Below are 19,782 nucleotides of genomic sequence, written 5' to 3' on the forward strand. Positions count from 1 at the left end.
GGCAGTCGTCGCCATTCTTTCCGGAATACGGTCGGTCTGTGATGGTAGCAGATGGATCTCGGAGCTCTGGTCGGTTGATTTGAAGTGAGAGCGGAACGGGTGCTCACACATAGGTTGCGGCTTCACCCCCAAATCTACTACTCGCCAAAGTTACGTTCTTGTTACGAACACGCTCCGCGCTCCGATTTTCGCTGATTTTTTTCCGCCAATCGTGTTTCTGGCGGCATGGATTTTTCGGTTTCCAGTGACCAGAGGACGCGTTTCCCACAAATTCATCCGGATTCCCGAAATCAATTTGTCACCCACCAAAAGGTACGAAACACATCACCCTTCTCCTTTTCCTGACCTTCGTATCAGCATTCTGATACATATGTTTTCCTGTCCCGTCAGTTTCGCCGGCCACATTTCTCTCCAGAGGAGCAAGTCGCTCCTGCTGGTCTGCCTTTTCGCATGCGCCGGGGCCAGCACCTTCGCAAGCCAGGAGCCGGATTATTCCTCCGATCCGGTTCTGGCGAGAACCCGGGTCAACATCGCTTCCACGCAGGCGCGTCCGACGAGCCTGGGAGATATTCTTGCTCTCATCGAGAAACAAACAGGCCTCGAACTCATCTACCTGGACAAGCGCATTCCTCTGGACGACCGGATACTCGTGGAATCCGCCTCCAATATCAGCCTTGCTCACCTCCTCTCTTCCCTCACGACGCTGACCGGAGCCGTATTTGCCCGACATGAACAGAAAATGATCGTCCGCCTCCCGATGAGGACGGAAGACGAAATCCGGAAACCGAAAGAACTGCTGACCGACCGGTAAGCTGCGCAACCTCCCTTCTCATTCTCCAGACCGGAGCACATCATGGACCAGGAAACCATCCCGGACGAAGATCTGGTAGAGCGTATCCGCAACGACGATGAAACCGCGTTGCTCGCCCTCATGCGCAGATACTACGTGCATCTCTGCAAACTCTCGCAGTCGCTGCTTCGTCGCAATGACCTGAGTGAAGACGCCGTATCGAGTGTGTTCACCAGTTTCTGGCAACGCCGGAAGCAAGTCGTGATCACCTCGGAAGTGCGCGCCTATCTGTTCAGCGCCGTCGCCAGGCAATCGCTGTACCTGCTCTCCCGTCATGCCCGCGGAACGACTTCGGTGCCTCTCGCCGAAGTACCCGAAGCCACGCTCGTCGATCCCGCAGAAGCAGACAAGGGACTGCTCTATCGGGAATTTTTGACCGAAGTCGAAACCCTCCTTGAAACCATGCCCCCGAAACGCCGGGAGATATTCAAGCTGTGCCGTCTGGAAAATCTGCGCTACCGGGAAGTCGCATTACGGCTCGGACTTTCCGAGCACACCGTCCGGAACCAGATGATGAAAGCAAACGAGCAGATCGAAGTTGCCTTGCCTCGCTTCCGCAATCTGCTTCGGGACAGTTCCGGCTCCGAAGACCAACCCTGATTTGAAATTTTTTGGCGAATACAGTATTCCCGCGTAGTAGTTTTTCCCCGTTTTTCCCTACCTATATCAGACACCATTGAAAATGCGCCCTGTTGACGACGAAAGAGCGGCCTTTTATTCCCTCGCCTTGCGATACCTGGTCGGTGAAGCCACCAGCGAGGAGCGTGAACGGCTGGTTGCATTGCTGCAGCAACCCGACCTTCAGAAGATGTTCGATGACATGGACGCAGCCTGGTGCGAAGACCCGAAAAACTGGGAGGAAGGATTCGATCTGGACGGCGCCAGCCGGAAAGTGATGGATGCCATCGGCCGGGAACGCGCCGCAGCTCCACTATCCCCGGTCGCCGCCGCTCCGGCAGATAAAGGCGATGCGACCAGCCCCACTCCTGCGCCCCGGCCAGGCCGCCGTCGATTCTGGCTGGCAGGCATCCGGAAGCGTTGTCCGGCTCCTGCCGTGTGGGCTGGCATCGCGGGCGCGGTTGCCGCGATCGCCCTGACATTCGGAATTGTCCTCCAGCCGAACCGCTCCCCGGAGGCCGTGCCGGGTAATGAGTCCGGCAATACCTGGATCGAACAAACCAACGGTGCCGGAGAGCGCCTCATGCTGACCCTGGGCGACGGGACAAAAATCACTCTCAATGCCGGGAGCTCCCTGCTGTATCCAAAATCTTTTGGCTCCCGGAACCGGGTTGTGCGCCTTTCGGGCGAAGCCTTCTTCGATGTCGCTCACGACCAGACACGACCCTTCATCGTCGAAACCTCGACGATGCGGATCACCGTTCTGGGCACACGGTTCAACGTCAAAGCCTTCTCCGACGGAACCAAGGCGCAGGTAACGCTTGTGCAAGGCAAGGTGGAGGTCACCCCCGTTGGCGGACCTGCCGTTTCCGCGGCGACAGCAAATCCGGTCACACTGACCGCCGGCATGCAATACACGCTCGCTCCCGCCACGCATACCGGTCGAGTGACCACAGCCGCCGATGAGGACGCTACCGGCTGGATATCGGACAGGATCGTCTGGAACCGTGAACCCCTGCCCGACGCCATGCGCGAACTGGAGCGACGATATGGTATCATCGTCGAAATGAGCGACGCCCGGCTCGCAAACGAGACGGTTACCGGACGCTTCCAGTCCGAATCCATCCAGAATATCTTCAAACTGCTGGCTGCAACCGGAGGCATCGACTACCGGATCGTGGACAACAACGGGAAAGTCGAGCGCGTGATCCTGCAGTACGTCAGCGCAGGAAACGGGCAATAACAGCACGCCCCCCGGGAGTCCAGGTCCCCCCCCTCCCCCCCGAAATTTTTTAACGGCGCCTTCTTGCGCGTGCAGACCGCGCGGCGCGAGTCGCCGCCCTGGCCTTGATCGACTGTTCGTGGACCGCCTCGTTTTTCTCCTGCGTGAATTTCGCCAGCGGAAGCCGAACGGGATTAACGCGCCGATCATTTCGCCTGGTTATGCGCCTCTCTCACCGCTGCCTTCAGGTCAGCATGGTTTTCCGGAGTCAGCACGAGAAAGGGCACATCAAATTTTTCGTAACGCTGTTTTTCAACGGGAGTGATTTCCTCGAGTCCGATGGCGAGGATCGGGCCGGTGCAGCCGGCCTCGCGCAGAGCGCGCACCACGCGCAGGCCGGAGCCTTCCGCCGTCTGATGGTGATCGACGATGATCACGTCGAAGGGACCGATATCCGTCGCCGCGCCAGGCTGCGGTTGTGGCTGCATTCGCGCCCGTGTCACAAATGCGACAGCCTGCGCCGCGTCGTCGGCATAACTCCACTCGCACTCCACCTCCTGCATCAGGTACCCCACCGTCTTGCGCGCGAGCCAGTGTGACTCCACATACAACAGGCGTAACGGCGGTGTTCCCCGTCCGGTGACAACGATCTTTCTTTCGGTCTGTTTCTTCATCAGGCAGTCTTTCGGGATTCGGCAAAATCACTGCCGGGGATAGTCGCCTCTACGACCGCCTCCGCGAGGCCGTCGGCCCGCCCGCCGCCCAGCTTCCGCAGCCGGATCAGGAAATTCCGGATACCTCTTCCGAAATCCGTCATCCGGTATTCGCCCGGCCGGTCGCGGACAAAGCGACTGCGCACGAGGAGACCGCGTGTTTTCAGAAACCGCAGCATCAGCCCGGCCTCCTGCCGGGCGGCGGCGGCCGCCGCTTCCGGCATCCCGTCCAGCAGATCGTTCGCCGCAAATCCTCCGGCCGGCGGCAGACGCTCCAGCCACGCGGCCATTCCCCGCTCGCGCAGCACCCGCCGCACGGTCACCGCCGACGCACCGGCTTTCGTTCTTGTCCGCAACACCTGCACCGGATGCGTATCCAGCGTCTCCGCCAGCCGGTCCAGCCAGTCCAGGTCATCCAGCAGCCCCAGCAGCTCCTGACCCCGGAGGCTCAGGCCATGCCGGCGCTTTCCGCCGGCCCCGGCCTTCCTCTTGACGACCCCCTCGGCCATCAGCACGTCGAGAAGCGGGCCGGCCACCTTCCCCGGCCTGCGCCGCTCCGGAGCCTCGCCCAGCCGGCGAAACTGCGCCAGGTACACCGGCTTGCGCAGCACCACGTCGAGCACACGCCGCAGGTTGCCGGACGGAACGGGACCGGCAGCGATGGCAGAGATGGTTGCAGATGATTTCAAGGTCAGGTGTGGATACACAGGGCGATAGCCGGCCCGTTGTTTCGGCCGCCCGACCGACCCCTGCACGTGTCGTCCGGTTTATCTGTTTACCATTGCCAGCGGGCTTTCTGCCGGTTCCGGAGCCGCCGCCGTTTTCTTCGCTTCTTCCTTGGTGCCTCCGTAACCGAGCACCTCCACCTCGATGATCGAGGGCATGACCGGCGGAGCCGGGCTGCGGCGGGCTTCGGCGGCGGCTTCCATCGCGCCCGCCGTGGCGGCATTGGCGGTATTGCTGGCCGCCGTGATCGCTCCGAGGTTCGGCATGGCGGCCACCGGAATGCCGGTGGCGTTGCCCTGCACCTGGATGTTGGCGGCATTGATGATCTGGAGCGCGGCCAGATTGATATTACCCGACACGCGGATGCCCGCCTCGCCGACGTCGATCGTGCCCAGCGGCGCGATCAGGTCCACGTCGCCGGGGGGAACTTCCGGGATCGGATTGAGCGTGGCGATGCCCGCGCCGCTGCTCGGCACGGTCGGCGACAGCGTCACGTTGCCGTAGTTGTCGTAAACCCGCTTGGGCGGCGTATAGACAATCGTCGTCTTGCTGCCGCGTCCGGCGTTAATGTCGCCTTCCGCCGACCAGCCGAAGATGTCGCCGCCGAAGGTCGTCATGATGCGCGAGAGGCCGAGCAGGAGGCTGCCTTGGCTGTAGGTCTGGATGTCACCCGCGCCTTGCGTGACCACGCCCGCGGTCGCGGGAGGCACCTGCCCTTCCATGCCGACCATCACCTGCCCGCCCGGAGCCAGCATCTGGATGTCGCCGCCGAAGAGCGTGCGGATGCCCGAGCCGCCAAACATCGTGATGTCGCCCGGACGCGTGATCTCGTTGCCGGCCGCATCGGTCTCGGGGAACAGCGTGGCGATCATCTGGCGGCCCCGCAGGTAGCTGGCGAAGCGGCGGCTTTCCGGGTTGTTGTATTCGCGGCCGCCTTCGCGCAGTTCGTTGTAATAGACCGAGCGCAGGAAGACGCGTTGCTGCCCGGGCGTCAGTTCCGTCGAAAACCAGGCCAGCGCGGCCTCACTGTCGGCGGCCTCGTAGTTGTAGTTTTCCTTCAACCACGCAATCAATTCCTCGTCGTAAACCTTGGCGACTTTGCCCGCGTTTTCGGGATAATCGGGATGCGACAGGGGCAGCTCCGGGTTGGCGAGGTTGGCCGGGTCGAGGTAGAGGTCGCGCACGGCGTCCCAAGCCACGCCGTTGGCCATGCCGGCCATCAGGGCGATGTCGGCGCCGGGGCGGTTGTCGCCGGGGAGGACCGCGCCCCGGCTGGTCAGCGTGCCGTTGTCGCCCTGGTAGATGTGGCGGCCGGCGGTGACTTCCAGCGCGCCGGGGCCGTAGATTTCCGCGTTGGCGTGGATGATGTCGCGGCCCGCCGAGAGGAGCGAGACGTCGGTGTCGCGGGCGTTGAGGATGAGGTTGGGCATATCGTAGTAGGAGCCGGCGGGGCCGCCGAAGGCCACGATGTCGCGCCCGGCGAGGATGTGCGCGGCTTTGGCCACCGGGAGGCGGGTGGTGACGCCGTAGCTGCTGGCGAGGTCGCCCATGCGGAAGCTCACGATGTCGCCCTCGGCGGCGTAGATGCGCATCGGGTCGGCGTCGGCGGCGTGCAGGTTGGTGAGCGGCATGTCCGGCTGGAAGGCGAAGTAGCCTTGCGTGGGCGTGCGCGTGCCCTGGTCGCCTTCGTAGCGCGGCAGGCCGTAGGCGATGAGCGTGTTGGTGAGGGCGTAGGCGTCAGTGAAATAGGTCGTGCCTGGCCCGGCCAGGATGTAGGCGGGTTTGAAGGGGTTGGGGATGAGTTCCAAGCCGGCGCTCGCGCCGGACATGGCGAGGCGCGCGGGGCCTCCGATGACGCCGGCGTAGATGGAATCCATCGCCAGCAGTTCGAGCTGGCCGGTGGCGGAGGGGACCAGTTCGATGGTCATCGGCGAGTTGGTGTTGCGGCTGCCGTAGTAGATGCTGCCGGCGGCGGCGGTGGCGTAAAACCTGGGCGTGGTCAACAGCAGGCCCGAAGTCCCCAGGCCGAAGGGCGCGATGTCGCCGCCGGCGGAGAAGAGCGAGACGGCGGTGTCGTCCCGCCAGAGGGAAAACCAGGTCAAGGCGGTGTTCTGGCTGGCGGGGTCGGGTTGGTAGTCGAAGAGGCGGGTGTTGGCGCTGTAGATGTCGCCCATGGTGGCGTCGCGGGGGATGTTGACGGAGAGGTTGCCGCGGGTGCGGAAGGCCACCGCGCCGTCGCCGGGCGTGATTTGCGGGGCGCCTTGCGGCGTGTAGGCGTAGCCGCTGGATATGCCCCCGGCGGCGTAGATGTCGGGCGCGCGGGGGTCGCCGGCGGAGAGGGCGCCGTAGGCGGGCTTGAGGAAGCCGATGGCGGCGGCCTCCAGGCGGATGTCGCCGCGCAGGTTGGTGAAGGAGCCGCCGTCCATGTCGAGGTAATCGAACGAGGCGAAGGGGTTGAGGCGGCCGCCGATGCGCACGTCGATGTCGCCGCCGCCGGTTTGCGTGATTTCGCCGCCGGTGACGACGCCGTCCCGGGTCGTCACGGAGGTGACGCGGCCAGTCGAGCCGACGGCGACGAGCAGGGAGGTGCTGTAAACGTCGTCGTTGCCATACTGGCTGCGCTTGACGGGCGAGGCGAGCACGCCGGCGTCGCCGCCGACGCGGATGCGGACGTTGCCGCCGCCGAGGGCGCCGAAGCCGGAGAAGCCGTAGAGGGCGGCGGCAGGTTTCTGGTTATAGGTGATCGGGATGAAGGTGCCGAAGTTGAGTCCCCAGGCGGTTTTGATGCCGAGGGCGTCGTCGCCGCCTTGTTTCCAGAGCCAGTTGGAGACGGACTGGTTGTCCAGCGTGCCCTGTTTGTAGGTGTAGGCGGAGAGGTCGCCCTGGACGGCGATGGTGAGGTCGCCGCCGTGGTCGGGATACCAGACGGAGCGTTCGCCGAGGGCGGAGGCCCAGTCGGCGAGGGTCGCGCCGAGCACGATGCCGGGGGGAAGGGGGAGGCGGAAGGCTTCGTCGCCGCCGCCGGGCAGCTCGGTGTCGGTGCCGGCGGTGTAGATGCCGTAGGGGGCGGTCTGGGTGAAATCGCCGCCGGCGAGGAGGTCGAGGCTGCCGACGCCGGTGCGGATGACGTTGAGGCCGGGCTGGCCGATGTTGCTGCGGCGGAGGTTGTCGAGCGTGAGGTTGCCGGCGTGGCCGGCGGCGGCAAGCGCGGGCGCGGAGAGCAGGGCGCGGGCGTCGGCGGCGGAGAGGTCGGCGCCGGCGGCGAGGCGGATGTCGGCCGAGAGGCTGCCGGGGGCGAGCATGGGGGCGACAGCGTGGAGGAGGCGGGCTTCCGCGTCGTAGATGGCCTCGGCGATGTTGGTGCCGGCGGGGAGGATGTCGCCGGCGAGGAGCGGTAGCGGGTCGGTGAGGATGTAGTTTTTGGGCAATGAGGTGCCGGGCGGGATGACGAAGGCTTCAACCTCGTACTCGTTGCCGGAGTAGAAGCCGACTTGGGCGCTGATGATCGTGCCTTTGGGCAGCAGGGTGCCGGGGGGGATGGCGGGGTTGTCGCGCGCGTTATACTCGGTGCCGTCGGGGAGGCGGATGTATTGGTCGCCGCCGACACGCTCAGTGCTGGCGCCCGTCGTGAAGTCCTTGGCCAGCGTCACATCGACAGGCGCCCTGTTATAGGCGCCAATCGTGAAGCCGCTGAATTTGACGGTGGCGTTGGCGGGGTTGTTGGCGCTCAGTTTGGTGCCCGCGTAGAAGGTGGTGCCCTCCGCGAGATTGCGCGGCAGTTTGTCGCCGGGCAAATAGGTTTTGGGCGTTCCGCCCTGGCTCGCCACGACATCCACCCTGCCGGTTTCGACAACGGGCAGGTCATTGGGGTCCGGGAAGGCAAAGTAATAACCGAAAGTGGTTTGGTTATAGGGAACGTGCCACAGGATCATGGTCGTGGTCGCGGTTTCGCCGCCGGGGAGTTCGTCGGGGCCGGAGAAGGTGACGGGGAAGGGCAGGCGGGAGCCGCTGTCGAACTTCGTGCCGGCGGGCAGGTTCAGGTCGAAGGTGAGCACGGTGTCGGCGGCGACCCTGCCGGCGGCGAGGAGGAGGGCGCGGTCGTCGGGCGTGGGTTTGGCCTGGGCAAAGCCGTCGGTGATGCTGCCCTTGATGACGAGGTCGGCGGGGGCGCGCAATTGAAGGGCGAGGGGCTCGCCCGCGCCGTAGCTGGCGGAGGCGGGGTCGCGGTCGGCGGCGGGGCCGTAGCGGTAGCGGGAGAGGTCGAGGTCGCCGGGGACGGTGAGGTTGCCGCCCGAGGCGTCGCCGCCGGTGATTTCCACGCCGGGGCGCAGGTGGAAGGCGTCGTCGTGAGCCTTGAGCCCGGCGAGGCGGTTTTGGAGGGCGGTGTCGGCGAGGGCGTTGGCGTAAAAGACCTGGTTTTGTTCGTCGATCTGGTCGAGGCCGGCGAAGCCTTTTTGCGGGTCGGCGTAGGTTTCGGCGTCGGTGGTGGTTTTGGTCAGGTTGTCGGGCGAGGTTTCGGTGGTGGTGACGGTGCCGATGGCAGTGTCGGGGGGGGCCATTGTCACCGTGGTTTCGAGGGTCTGGAGGAGTTCCACGCTCGTGACGGTGGTGATGAGCCTTCCGGGGGTGGAGTCATCGATGACGGTGTCGATGCTGGGCGGGGTGTCGAGGGTGACGAGGGTGGAGGTCTGGCTGACCTCGCGGTTGGCGTTGGTGGCTTTGAGCGTGTAGTAGTAGGAACCGGTGGAGTCGTAGCAGCCGAAGAGCTGCGTGCCGGAGGGCACGCCGTCGATGTCGATCATCACGTCGGCGGTGAGCGTCGCGTCGTTCATGACGATGTAGCCGATCTGGTCGCCGGGATTGTAAACGGTGCCGTCGCCGCCGGTGATTTTCCCGGAGACGAGCGTGGCCTTGCCGCTTTTCAGGCCGGTGGCGCCGGGGAAATAGAGGCTAAATATATAAGGATAAGTGGAGTAGTCTGCCTGGAGGGTCAAGCCGAGGGCATAGTTCGGCTCGACATAGTCGGGGTAGCCAACGGTCAGGTTCTCGCCAAAGGGAAAGCTCTCGCCCGGAAACGTGGTGACAGTGACGGTAACGGTGCGGGTCATCGTTTCCAGAAGCGTGCGGGTGGTGGTTTGGAGTTCGTTGGTGCTGACCGGCGAGTCGGTGCCGTTGTCCTGCACGATGGAGCCGTTTTCGTCGGCGGGGGAGTAGGTCCACCAGGCGTTGAGGGCGATGGAGTCTGCGCCGCGGATGTCGAGGGGGCCGGAGGCGTCGATGTTGATGTCGCCGCCGGTTTCGTCGGCGCGGCGGGCGTTGAGGGTAAGGCGGCCGCGGTCCACGCCGTCGGGCGAGGAGAGGTCGAGGGTGGCGCCGGCGTCGAGGCGCAGCCAGCCCTCGGCGGAGGAGAGTTCGATGTGGGCGCGGTTGAGGGCTTCGACGGGCTGGCCGTAGCCGTCGAGCTGCATCTCCGTGCCGCGCGCGTCGAGGACGGCGGTGGAGGCGAGGCGAAGGTCGTCGCGGGAGGCAAGGCGGATGGAGCCGGGGCGCGGGCCGGAGGCGTCGATGAGGCCGTTGACGGTGAGGCTGCCGTTATCGACGGAGACGGAGATGTCGCGGGCCTTGAGGTCGTCGCCGATGAGGAGGTCGCCCTGGGTGAAGCGGAAGGAGCGGGCGGCGGAGAAGCCGTCCTGGGTGAGGCGGGTGTTGAGGGCGGCGAAGGCGGAGGAGAGGGCGGCGGTGTCGTCGGCGATGAGGCGTGCGCGGAGGTCGAAGGAGCCGCCATCGTGCCCCTCCCCGCCGGTGGCGAGGAGTTCGCCGTCGAGGCGGACGCGGCCCGAGAGGGCGGAGAGGGTGAGCGAGCCGGCGTCCTCGCCGGGGGCGGAGAGGTCGATTTGCGCGCCGGCGCGGTGGGTGATGTTGCCGGAGGCGCTTTCGAGGGAGGCGTCGCCGCCCCAGGTGTGGCGGGTGACGTCGTGGAAGGCGACGGGGAGGCCGGAGAGGTCGAGACGGGCGGCATCGGCGAGGGTGATGTCGCCCGCGGCGGAGAGGGTGAGCCTGCCGCTGTGGAGGATGATGGAGGAGGCGATGTCGATGGAGGAGGCGGTGTGCAGGCCGATTTCCGCGCCGAGGCCGGAGGCGGCGGGCACAGAGGCGGCGGCGGAGGGAGCGGTGACGTCAATCGGGCCGCCGGCGTGGAAGTGGAGGAAGGCGGCGGAGTCGCCGGTGAGGAGCGGGGTGTTGAGGTGGAGGGCGCCGCCGGCGCCGGCGTAGGCGGCGGGGTCGAAGGCGTCGAGGGCGGCGGGGTTGTCGCCGGTTTGGTAAACGGAGAGGGTGCTGCGGGCGTTGGCGGTGATGGCGGAGGAGGCGTTGAAGGCCACATCGGAGAAGCCGAGCATGAGGCGGTCGAAGGTGATGGAGGTGTCGGGCCGGGAGGGGGAGGGGTAGCCGAAGACGATGGAGCCGGCGTCGATGACGAAGCGGCCGGAGCCCGCGCCGCCGTCGCGCAGCGCGCCGGGCCGGGCGCTGGAGGAGACGAGGCCGTAGGAGCTTTCGGCCTCGAAGACTTCGGCGCCGTTCCAGACGAAGGTGTCGGTGGTTAGGCGGACGGTGTCGGCGGCGGAGCCGTAGCCGTAGAGGGCGGGGCTGTTGAAAACGAGTTGGGCGAGGCTGGAGCGGCCGGTGGCGGGGTCGATGGTGTTGAGGGCGATGTCGCCGAAGAAGTTGATGGATTGCGAGGCGCCGAGGATGAGCGTCTCGACGGCGGGGGCGCCGGAGGCGAGGTCGCCGGCGAGGAGGCTGTCGAGGATGGACTGGTTGAGGATCATGCCGTCGGGCAGGGGGCCGGCGGCGGCGAGGGCGTCGGAGGAGCCGATGTTGAAGGAGGGGACGGTGAGGAAGAGGTTGCGCGTGCCGAAGCGGGCGAGGCCCTCCATGTTCAGGCCGCGGTCGGCGTAGAAGCCGATGGAGCCTTCGGAGCGGAGGGAGACGCCTTCGCCGAGCGTGATGGAGGAGGTGTTGAGGCCGGCGGGGGAGTTGAGGACGAGCAGGCCGTTGGAGACGGCGAGCAGAGCGAGTTCGCCATAGGCGCTCGGCGCGTCGCCAAAGAGGAGGCCGGCGGAGGAATCGGGCGAGGCGATGCCGCGCCCGAGGGTGTCGATGGCCGCGCCGCTTTCCAGCGTGATGGTGTCGCGGGAGGCGAGGATGACTTGCGAGCCGCGCAGGGTGACGCCGCCCTCGATGAGCAAATCGTAGCCGAGCTGCCCCATGCCGCCGGTGGAGACGGAGAGGGCGGTGGCGCCCTGCGAGGGGACGCCGCCGATGTAGAGATTGGGGGCGTTGACGCGGTCGAGGGCGTCGGAGGAGACGGTGATGTAGGCGCCCCGGTCGGCGGTGTCGCGGTTTTCCGTGGCGCTGCCGGGGGCGGTGATGACGAGGTTGACATAGCGGCTGCTGGAGAGCGCAAAGCCGCCGTCGTAGCCGCCGGGCGCGGCGGAGAAGTCGGCCAGGCCGTCAAAAACGAGGGCGCTGTTGGCGTCGCCCTCGGGATAGTCGCCGGGCGAGAAGGTGAGGTATTTGCCGTCGGCCTCCAGCCGGGGGCGGAGGTTGCCAAAGATGCCGGCCTGCTCCACCTGGTGGGCGGCGAAACTTTGCTCGTTGTAGTGCGCCCAGGTGCGGAAGACCGCGCCGGGCGTGACGGTGACGAGGCGGGGCAGCGCATCGCGGATGCCGGCGCCGGCGACGCCCTGCTCGCCCATCATGGCAAAGGAGCCGTCGCGCTGCGCGGTGACGCCCTCGAAGGGCCGGCCGCCCGCCACGCCCAGCTCGACGCGGTAAGCGCCGGGGAGCAGCGCGTAGTTGGCCGGCAGGAGCGTGTAAGTGCCGGCGGGCAGGCCGGGGACGCCGGCGGGAATGGTGATTTGTTGGCCGATTTCGGGCACGGCGCCGGTCCATTGCGAGGCGTAGCCGCCGGCGACGGGGGCGGTGGCGACGCCGGGGACGATGGCAAAGACGCGCCCGCCGGGGTTGCGCGGATAGAGCAGCGTGTCAACCGAGCCGCCGCGACCGGTGACAAACGCGCCGCCGAGGAGGTGGCCGCCGCCGGAGAGGTCGAGCAGCGAGCCGGCGCCGCTGTGGAAGGAATCCGCGTTGACGGTCACCACGCCCTGGGCTCCCACGTAGGCGCCGAGGATGGCGGAGGTCGCTGCTTTTTCGCCGTTGACGAGGTAATCGACGCCGTCGGCGGTGCCGCCGTAGGGCATGAGCAGGCCGCGCGCGCTGACGGAGGTGATGCTGCCGTCGAGCAGTTCCACCAAGCCGCCGTTCGTGAGGCCGCCGGTCAGGGTGATGGAGCCGAGGGGCGCGCGGACGATGCCGCCCTGCCGGACGGTTTGCGCGCCCAATTCCAACTGGCCGAAGACCGAGAGCGGCACGGCGGGCGTCTCCGCGCCGACGCGCTCGATGGCGAGCAGGTCGCCGGCGGTGACGCGGGCCAGCGTGTTGCTCGTCGGGTAGAGTTGCGCGGCGGCGAGGGTGAGCTCGCCCGGCGCCTGAACGAGGGTGCGCCGGTCGAGGCTGCTCGATGAAGTGGAGGCGACGGAGGGCAGGAAACGCAGGTCGCCGGCGCTTTCGACGCGGACTTGGGCGTAGTCGATCTTCGCGAGGTGGCGGAAATCCACCAGGCCGCCCGCGATGTCGAAGGAGCCGCCGGCGGGGAGGACGGGCGCCCGGTCGGGATACACGTCCGAGCCGCCGCCAGTCAGCACCGACCAGCCGTCCACGTAAACATACGGGGCGGCGAGGGAGACGCGCGCGCCCTCGGCGCTGTTGCCCAGGTAGCCCTTGGAAAGCGTGAGGCTGCGCGCCAGGCTCAGGCTCACGTCGCCGTCGAAGACGATGCCGTGCCGCCCCCAGAGCGAAACGCTGTCGAAGCCGCCCGCGGTGATTTGTTCGACGCTGACGCGGGCCGCGCCGAGCGAGCCGATCACGAACGCCTCATCCGCCTCCCCCGCCCGCAAATCGGCGGACAGGCTGGAGACGTGCTCCTGCCCGACGGCGAGCACCCGCCCTTGCATAAGCGCCGCCGGCATCTGGGAAGGCTGGACGTTGGTGTAACGGGGCGCCTCGATGACGACGTTCAGCGCGCCGGCGCTGGCGCCTTCGCCACCGGCACGGGCGCGCAGATCGCCGTCCAGAAAGATGCCGCTGTAGGAGGTGAGCGAGATGGAGCCGCCGTGGCTCGCCACCTCGCGCTCCCGGAAGCGCGCGCCGTCGTAAACATCGAGCATGGCGGCGGCGCCGGAGACATCGAGCACCGCGCCGGGGCGGACGATGACCCAGGCCTCGGTCGAATCCTGCGTCTGTATCAGGCCGTCCGGATCCCGGCGCAGGACGCCTTCGCTGCCGAGGACGATGGAGCCGCCGTCCGTGACGAGGCCGTAGTCGCGGCCCGAAAAATCTCGCGCGGCGACGGCGAGGCCCGAGGCGTCGAGCCGCGCGTTTTCACCGATCCAGACGGAGGTCTCGCCCGGCCCTGGGTAAACGGGTAGATTCGGACTGTTCGATGCCCTGGGCGACTCGAAAATCGTGCGCGAATTGGCGATGATGATTTCGCCGCCGCGGGCCGTGATCGCGCCATCGACGGTAAGTTGCCCGGCGGCGCTGAGTCTGACCCGCTGCCCCGGATCGACCGTGATGGCGGCGTCCTGGCCGACGTCCACCGCGCCGTGGGAAATGATGGGCGTGCCGACGGTCGGGAAGGAGCCCGTCAGCCCCTCGAGCGCGAGGCTGGCGCCGGCGCGTTGGGTGAGCGTGCCTTTGGCGGGGTTTTCGGTGAAGAGCGGCGGCAGGACGAAGTCGGCCACGTCCGCGATGTCCGAACCGGTGGGTGCGCCCAGGCTCGCGGCATTGAACCGGTAAACGGGCATGACCACGTCGATTTGCGCGCCGGGGTGGACCGTCACGCCCAGCGTGCTGGCGAGCGAATAATCCGAGAAGCCCTGCCGGAAAAACTCCGCGTCCATGTTCAGGGGGGCGCGGACTTTGACGGCGTGGGTCAGCGACGCGCCTTTGGGGATGATCGTGCCGGCGGCGACGGTGAGGTCTTTCGTCAAAATGGTGTCCGCCGGGTAGGTGGTTTTGATGGGGCTGGGCAAGGGGATCGGCTCCGAGAAAAGCTCGACGGGAAAAGCGTATCCGGCGGACCAGCTCCATGCGTAGATGTAGCCGATTTTCGTGCCGGCGGGGATGAGCGATCCCGTGTTGTATTCTGTCTCGGAGGGTGTCCCGCCGGATGTCCTCAATGACATGCCTGACGGCACGATGAAATCGACACCCGTCGTCATGGGATTGGGATGGTTGGAATAACTACCCCACTGCAGGTAAGTCCCGGGCAGAGGGTCGCCCGGCTTGATTTCGGACATCACCACTTCAAAGGAAAACGGCGGCTGGCTGCCGGCGGGGAAAACGGTGTCCTCGGCGAGCGTGAGGTCCATGGGGGCGACTTCGCCGACGGCGAGCAGGCCGTCGGTCTCCAGCAACCGGCCGCCGACGGAGATGTTTGTCCAGGCGTTGAGGGCGAGTTTGCCGCCCTTGGTGAAGCCGCGGGAGACGAGTTCGCCTTCGAGGCGCATGCCGCGGCCGGAGAGGGTGATGTCGCCGCCCGCGCCGCCCACGGTGGAGGCGTCGGCCAGCACCGCGCCGCCGGCGGAGGCGTCGATGCGCGAGCCGGCCTCCATGACAAGGTCGCCGTAGCCGGTGTCGATGGTGACGGAGCCGCCGTCGCGGAAGGCGAGTCCCCAAGCGCTGTCGGGGTCGAGGGCGACGTTTGTCCAGAGGCCGCGGGTGTCGATGGTGACGCCGTCCTTGAGCGTCAGGCCGGCGGCGACGCTGACGCCGTTCACGTATTGGCCGCCGGTCATGATATGCACCGAGCCGCCGCGGGCGGTGAGGCTGCCGTCGAGCGTGAGGTCGCCGCCCGCGAGGTCGAGCGCGCCGCCGGGGGCGAGGGCGAGGTCGCCGCCGAGGACAAAGGTGTTGAGCCGGCTCTGGATGGAGAGGCCGCCGAGGCCGGCGTCGTTGAGGCGGTCGAGGTTGAGCCAGATGAGCCGGTCCGCCGGGTCGGCGTCGGCGCCGGCGGCGGCGGGAGGAGCGGCGTCGCCAGCGGCGAGGAGCACGTCGGAATACCATTCGCGGCGGGGGTTGAAGGAGCCGGCGGAGGAGTCGTAGTTCTGGATGAGGAGGCGGCCGGCGAGGGCGGCCTGGGTCTGGCTGAGCTTGTAGCCATCGGTGACGCCGGAGCCGGGGCGGGCGTCGCGCTGGCGCGTGCCGTTGGTAACCGAAGCGTCGATACTGCCGTCGAGGCGCGCGTCGATGGCGCGAATGGTAAACTGGCCGGCGTCGCGGCCCACGGTGTAGCCTTCCTCATGGCGCTTGACCTGGGCCTGGCTGGTAAGGGGATTTGAATACACCTTGGTCACGCCCCATTTCTCGGATTTTTCCACATGGGCATTGCCGAGGGCGTAATACACCAGGTCGGCGGGGGCGCGGCCGAGGTCGTAGAGCTTGCCGTCGCTGCCGAGGACGCGGGTGACATTGAGGTAGCCGGACTGAACGTCGAGCGTGCCGCCCGAAAGGTCGATGAGCGAACCGGCCTCGGTGACGACGCTGTCGGCGACGAAGTTGACCGTGCCGCCCTGGGCCGTCCATTCGCCGATGCCGTGGGCTTGGTTGGCGAGATAACCGCCGGCCTCGATCAGGCCGCCGCCGGTGTAGTAGCGGTCGCTCTCGTAGCCGTCGGTGCCGGCGGGCACGTAGGTGAGGTCGCGGCGGTCAATCCAGACGTCCTGATTGAAGAGGGGGCGGTCGGGGTTGTCGCGGTTGAGGGGGGAGTCGCGCAGTTCGAAGCCCTGCACGTTGACCTTGATGTTGTTGTCCTCCATCGCCACCCGCACGCCGAGCGCGCCGGAGACGTCGAGTTGCGCGCCGTCGGCGACGCGGATTTCGCCCCAGGTAAGCGGATTGACCTGGCTGACGGCGACGTCCTTGGTGCCGGCGGCGCTGTTGCCAGCGCTGACGGCGATTTGGCCGCCGGTGGCGAGCGCGAGGGAATCGCCCTCGAAAGTCACCAGTCCCCCACCGACAATCTCAATGCGCGACTGGTCGCGGCGGTCGGAAAGCGTGGAGTAGTTGTCGAATTTCGTGGTGTTGGCGAGGGCCTCGGTGACGCGCGCCTGGTCGAGCGCGGCGGACTCCGCGATGAGGGCGTCGCGCTGGCTGTCGAGCGCGGTCTGGCCGTCGTCGCGAAGCTCGACGCGGTCGTCCTCGATGAGGAGGTCGCCGGCGATGATGGCGGTGACGGAATCCGCGCCGAGGCTGACGGCGGCGTCCTTGTCGTTGGCGGAGGTGAGGAGGTGGACGGTGCCGCGGGTGTTGACCGAGGTGGTGGCGACGGCGACGCCGTCCTGCCGCACGTCACGCCCGCTGAACGTGATATCGCCTTCGCGGGCGACGATGAGGCCGGTGTTGCTGACCGCGCCCGCCGTGCTGCCGTCCGTGAACTGCGGGGCGACTTCGGCGCCGCGAGTGGTGGAGTGTTTGTTTTCCTCGGTGCTGACGCCGCGGCGGAGGACGAAGCTGTCGCCGGCGGCGAGCAGGGTCTGGCCTTTGCGGGTGGTGATTTCGCCGGCATTGGTCACTTCCGTGCCGAGGAGCAGCACGGAGCCGCCGCCTTCGGTGGCAGAGGCGGGTTCGCGGGTGGTGATCTGCGCGCCGGCCTCGACGGTGACGACGCCGCCGGCGTCGGTGAAGGTGGGCGCGGTGATGCTGAAACCATAGATCCCTCGGTTAAGGAATTGGTCATTGCTCATATTGGCGGCAGCGGCGACGAGGTTGCCGACGTTGACCTGGGAGGCGCCGCCGAAGATGATGCCGTTGCGGTTGAGGATGTAGACGGAGCCGTCGGCCTTGATCTGGCCCTGGATTTGCGAGGGGCGGGCGGAGGGATCGTTGACGCGGTTGAGGGCGACCCAGTCGCGGTTGCCCTGCTGGTCGAAGTTGACCGTGGTTTCGCGCCCCACGTTGAACTGCTCCCAGGTGAGGATCGCCTTCTGCGCCTGCTGTTTGATGTCCACGACGGTAGCACCGTTGGCGTGGGTCTGGGTCGGCCCATCGGCGCCCTGCCACAGGTCCGAACCGGGCGTGGCGCCGTCGGCGACGACGAGGCCGCCGGGAGCGAGCCCATTGGGCACGTCGCTGAGCCCGGCCAGCGCGGCGGCGCGGGCGGCGGCCTGCGCCTGGCGCACGGCGAGGATCGCCTGGGTGGTGCGCACCAGCGACTGGCGCTGCGCCTGCGCCAGCGCGGTGGCCGTGGCGCTGTCCACCGCCTGGCCGCCGGTGCCGCCGGAAGGATTTTCCGCGGCGGGCGCTCCGGCGCGGGCGCGGATGTTGCCGACCAAGCTGGCCGCACTGAGCGGAGCGGGAACCAGGGCGACGACCAACAGGGCGAGTAATCCTGAACCGGATACGGACAGGCAGAAGGCCGTGCGCAGGAAATTGCCGGCGGCGAGCCATGCCTTCGGGAGGGCCGCGGAAATTCGGGATGTCGGGACGAAACGGTTCATGGCGGGAAAATCGGTGGGAAAAGGTGTCGGGCAGGAAGAGGATTGCGCAGGGCGGGAATGAATCAGGCGGCGGAGGAGATGGGCGTGGGCATGGTGGCAAAACGCTGAAATCAGGGTGCCAGGAGCTGGTTGCCAGGGATCAGGTGCCAGTGGTTTTTCAGCTTTCAGTTTTCAGCTTTCAGCTTTTCCCCTGCGAGCACCCGGGAGAGGGCGAGTTCGTTAATGGTCATCGGATTTTCCTCGAGCAGCTTCGCCAGGTAAGCCTGACGGTTGGCCTGGAGGCGTTCGGCGCGGAGACGCTGCGAGAGCTGCACACGGACCTCGTCGAGGGTGAGCGGGCGGGCGTCGCGGATCTCGAGCGCCTTCAGGATATGCCAGCCATCGGCGAGGCGGACGGGCTGGCTGACTGCGCCGGACGCGAGCGCGGTCACGGTATCACGAATCTCCGGACGAAGCTGGGCGTCGGTGAGCCAGCCGAGTTCGCCGCCGTTGGCCGCGCTTTGTTTTTCGTCGCTTTCGCTCCGGGCGATGGTTGCGAAGTCGGAGCCGGACCGGACTAGCTGTTGCTTCACGGAATCGAGCCTGGCCTTTGCCTTTTCGAGGGCGGCGGTGTCGGCGGCGGACGGAGCGGGAGCGGCGACAAAGATCTGGGCAATCCGGAACTGGCGGGGAGCGACGAGCGCGGCGCGGTTGGCCTCGTAAACGGTGTGCAGGTCGGCCTCGGACGGGAAGTCCGCCGGAGGCTGCGAGACGGATTGCAGGTAGCTTTCGATCAGCGCGTTTTCCCGCAGCTTTTCGAGCTGCGCGGTGAAGGCGGGATTCTTGTCCCATTTTTGGGCGACGGCCTCGGCGAGGACGACCCGGCGGGCCAGCAGCGAACGCACCGCCTGGCTGAGCAGCGCGGGGTTGGCGGCGAGCGCGGCCTGCTCGCGCGGATCGAGGCTTTCGAGCGAGGACCGGATGTCGTCGATCCTGACATCGGTGTCGCTGACGCGGGCGATGATGCCGGAGCCGCCATCGGCGGCGAGGACAGACGGGGAAAAACTGAAAGCTGACGCAGCGCAAAGCGCGGAGATGGCGGCGCGGGACGCGCCGGCCCGAAGGGCCGACCGAAGTGGGCGCCCCTTGGGCAGCCGAGGGAACAAAAAGCAAGCCAGCCGTTTGTGTGATGACTTCATGATAATGATGATGGGAAAGAGGACGGGAGAGGGAGTTTTTTTAATCGCTAATGCACACTAATGATCACTAATGGAAAGAGTGCTGTAGTTTTTAACAGATACATCTGTAGATCTGATTATCAGTGTCCATTAGTGTGTATTAGTGGTTAAAAACTCCGGTTCAGGAGAAACTCAGCGGGCGGCGGCGGTGGCGGATCCGGTGTCGGGTTCGGCGGACTGGTATTTCTGGTCCATGACCCTGTCGGAGTAGTCCTGGACCAGGTTTTGTATCTCCACGCGTTTGGCTCCGATGAACGGCTCGCGGGCCTTGATCGCATCCCCGAGCCCGAACTTTTCGAGGCGGTCGAGGATTTCGTTGCCGACCTTGACCAGCGCGACGTTGCGGGCCTCGCGGTCGGCCACGGTGCGCTCGAGCTGGGCCACGCGGATTTCGAGGGCGGCGCGGGCCTGCTCCTTTTCCCGGGCCAGCAGAGACGCCTTTTCGGAAGATTCCTTCCACTTCGCAAGGTCGGCGGAAAGCTGGCCGACCTTTTCCTCCTGCGTCACCACGATGGCCTTGAGGTCGGCGATTTCCTTTTCGGCCGCGGCGCGGTCTTTCTCACCTTGCCGGATGAGCGCGGCGACCTGTTTTTTCAAGGCGTCGCGCTCCTTTTCGAGTTCGGCCTGCGTGACCTGGAGCGCGGCGCTCTCGCTCTGCGCGGCGCGAAGCTGGAGGGTCGTGTTGCGGAGGGCTTCGCGAAGGCGGAGCTCCATCGTGTTGTCGGGCTGGGCCTGGGCGAAGGCGCAGACCGGCGCAAGCGCGGCCAGCACGAGGGCGAACAGGTTTTTGAGTAGTGATGTTTTCATGACAGTGGCG

Annotated in this window: 8 protein-coding genes; 3 read left to right on the plus strand and 5 right to left on the minus strand. The window is 66.7% G+C overall.

Annotated elements, in window-relative coordinates; genetic code table 11:
- Nucleotides 1–370: 370 nt before the first annotated feature.
- From OPIT5_08900 to OPIT5_08910, 3 genes are all read left to right on the plus strand, one after another.
- Nucleotides 371–811: a hypothetical protein gene (locus OPIT5_08900; protein AHF90304.1), complete on the plus strand. Its 441-nt coding sequence runs from the start codon at nt 371–373 to the stop codon at nt 809–811.
- Nucleotides 812–853: 42 nt separating this feature from the next.
- Nucleotides 854–1,450 carry an RNA polymerase subunit sigma-24 gene (locus tag OPIT5_08905; protein AHF90305.1) on the plus strand — a complete coding sequence of 199 codons (597 nt, stop codon included), beginning with the start codon at nt 854–856 and terminating at the stop codon, nt 1,448–1,450.
- An 82-nt stretch (nt 1,451–1,532) separates the two neighbouring features.
- Nucleotides 1,533–2,711, plus strand: coding sequence for an anti-FecI sigma factor FecR (locus OPIT5_08910; protein AHF90306.1), 1,179 nt, complete (start codon nt 1,533–1,535; stop codon nt 2,709–2,711).
- A 185-nt stretch (nt 2,712–2,896) separates the two neighbouring features.
- On the opposite strand, the gene OPIT5_08915 is transcribed toward OPIT5_08910, so the two are convergent.
- From OPIT5_08915 to OPIT5_08935, 5 genes are all read right to left on the minus strand, one after another.
- Nucleotides 2,897–3,364: a response regulator receiver gene (locus OPIT5_08915; protein AHF90307.1), complete on the minus strand. Its 468-nt coding sequence runs from the start codon at nt 3,362–3,364 to the stop codon at nt 2,897–2,899.
- Complete coding sequence (locus OPIT5_08920) at nt 3,364–4,092, minus strand: hypothetical protein (GenBank protein AHF90308.1); 729 nt, start codon at nt 4,090–4,092, stop codon at nt 3,364–3,366. Before OPIT5_08920 ends, OPIT5_08915 begins: the two co-directional genes overlap by 1 nt.
- A 78-nt stretch (nt 4,093–4,170) precedes the next feature.
- Nucleotides 4,171–17,748, minus strand: a complete 13,578-nt coding sequence (locus tag OPIT5_08925; protein AHF90309.1) for a hemagglutinin — start codon at nt 17,746–17,748, stop codon at nt 4,171–4,173.
- Nucleotides 17,749–17,912: 164 nt separating this feature from the next.
- Complete coding sequence (locus tag OPIT5_08930; GenBank protein ID AHF90310.1) at nt 17,913–18,926, minus strand: peptidyl-prolyl cis-trans isomerase; 1,014 nt, start codon at nt 18,924–18,926, stop codon at nt 17,913–17,915.
- Between the two features lie 171 nt (nt 18,927–19,097).
- Complete coding sequence (locus tag OPIT5_08935) at nt 19,098–19,772, minus strand: hypothetical protein (GenBank protein AHF90311.1); 675 nt, start codon at nt 19,770–19,772, stop codon at nt 19,098–19,100.
- Nucleotides 19,773–19,782 lie beyond the last annotated feature (10 nt).

Source organism: Opitutaceae bacterium TAV5 (assembly GCA_000242935.3).
GTDB lineage: Bacteria > Verrucomicrobiota > Verrucomicrobiia > Opitutales > Opitutaceae > Geminisphaera.